The sequence below is a fragment of the Mucilaginibacter antarcticus genome (assembly GCF_042686155.1).
In the GTDB taxonomy this organism is placed as follows: Bacteria; Bacteroidota; Bacteroidia; order Sphingobacteriales; family Sphingobacteriaceae; genus Mucilaginibacter; species Mucilaginibacter antarcticus.
On record NZ_JBHUON010000045.1, the window covers coordinates 1 to 2,051 of the forward strand.

The 2,051-nt window shown below is 47.0% G+C and carries 2 protein-coding genes; both read right to left on the reverse strand.

Annotated features, from left to right (window positions below; translation table 11 throughout):
* Window positions 1-117 precede the first annotated feature (117 nt).
* The gene (gene istB / locus ACFSYC_RS19550) at window positions 118-870 is read right to left on the reverse strand and encodes an IS21-like element helper ATPase IstB (RefSeq protein ID WP_354431475.1); all 753 of its coding nucleotides are present in this window, start codon (window positions 868-870) and stop codon (window positions 118-120) included.
* A gap of 20 nt (window positions 871-890) precedes the next feature.
* A partial coding sequence (gene istA, locus ACFSYC_RS19555; RefSeq protein WP_377130557.1) for an IS21 family transposase occupies window positions 891-2,051 on the reverse strand: 1,161 nt, incomplete at its 5' end.

The window sequence follows — 2,051 nt, forward strand, 5'->3', positions numbered from 1 at the left end:
TTGATATTCCGGGGATGTTGACCACCTGATTCCGTGGCAAAGTGACCATGCAATTAGCTGGCGAACGATAGCAGCGAGAGCTGTAAAAACGTTTTCAAAGTTAGTTATTAAAAGTGGTTATTGGTAACTGACCTCTTTATCATCAGTTCTTCGTTTCTTTCTCATTGATTCCCCCTTCAGTTCGATACGGTGCGCACTATGTACGATCCGGTCCAGTATAGCATCAGCAATTGTCTTTTCACCGATCACATCATACCATTTACTTACAGGTAGCTGAGATGTAATGATCAGCGAGGTCTTTCCATGCCGGTCTTCAATGATCTCCATTAGCGCAGCCCTGCTTTGCGCATCAAAAGGCTGTATACCGAAGTCATCCAATATCAGTAGTTCTTGCCGCTCGATCTTCGCAACCTCTTTGAGATACGAACCATCGGCCTTCGCCATTTTGAGCTTGGAGAATAACTTAGGTGTACTGGCATAAAAGACCCTGTAGCCCAGTGTGCAGGCCTGATATCCGATAGCAGAAGCGATATAGCTTTTACCGATGCCTGTGCTGCCGGTGATCAGCAGGTTCTCATTACGCTCAATGAACGTACAGTCCGCCAGGCGCATGATCTGGTTGCGATCAATGCTCCGGTCGGCATGATAGTGAACATCCTCTACAGAGGCTTTGTAGCGGAACTTGGCGTAATAGATCTGCCGCTCGATACGCCTGTTATGGCGGTCATCCCACTCTGCATCCACCAGGTGCGCCAGTAGCTCATCTGCTGTATAATCCTCTGTTTTACCTGTTTCCAGGGTGCTTTGAAAAGCATGGTACATGCCGAAGAACTTGAGCTTCCGCATTTTGTCTAACGTGTTTGTGTTCATTCCATTGGTTATTTAAAAGGTTATTTGTAATAGTCTTCGCCTCTGATATTATCATGGCTGGGCATAGGCAGTTCATCTGCGAACAAGCTTTCCTCATACTGATCCATCTTCTTTTCCAGGATCATATGAATGGTCTTGTAGTTATAAACGCCATAGTGAAGCCCTCTTCTGCAGGCCATGATCAGGCGTTCATTACCCACTTTTCGGGAGAAGCCAAGGATGCCCAGGCAGGACTTATAAGCCTGCTCGGGGTGTTGTTTACGGTCGAATATATTATGGATATAAAGCCTGACATCCTCGTGTATGGATGAGGCCCAGCCCAGGAACTTATCTTTTGACCAGTCGGCCACGAACTGATGAGTGGAAGCCAGATGGTCTTTCTCGGTTGTATAAAGATATAGCCCCCTTGTGCGTTTATGTATGGCAATACGCTCATAATGATAAAAGGCTTCCACCGAAGAACTGGAATATAGCAGCTTGATCTTCCTGCCGATAAACCGATAAGGGACGCTGTAATAATGTTTATCCGGTCCAAGGCATACATAGCCGTTCTTCATCACGGTAGCATGGAACTGCTTTTTAAGCTCGTAACGCAGAACAGGTAAAGGGTTGAGCACCTCCCGCTCTATCTCATCGAACTGCTGCCTTCGGCTATAGTTCCTGCCTTGCAGGAACCGGTTGTTGTGCTCTTCGAGCACCACTCTTATGGCTTCATTCAGATCCTTTAACGAATGGTAAACTACTTTTCTTAAGGGGGCATAGATCCGGGTATACATGATCTTGACCGCACCTTCTACCAATGCTTTATCGCGAGGGCGGAACGCCCGGGCTGGTAGTATGGTGGTACCGTAATGATCTGCAAAGTCAGCGAATGTTTCGTTTAACGTGGGTTCAAAACGGCTGCTTTTGGTCACGGCAGCTTTCAGGTTATCCGGTACAATGGCATCAGGAACGCCACCAATATAATGCAGCGTATTCTCACAGGCCGTAATAAAGTCCTCCTTTTGCTGGCTGCCTATCGCTTCTACATAAGTAAGCTGGCTAGCTCCGAGTATCGCTACAAATACCTCAACGGTAATGATCTCGCCGGTCTCCTTATCGGTAATGCTAAGCTTTTGCCCTGCAAAGTCCACATACAGCTTATCACCTGCTTTGTGATCCATATGCATGGTCGGGTTGAC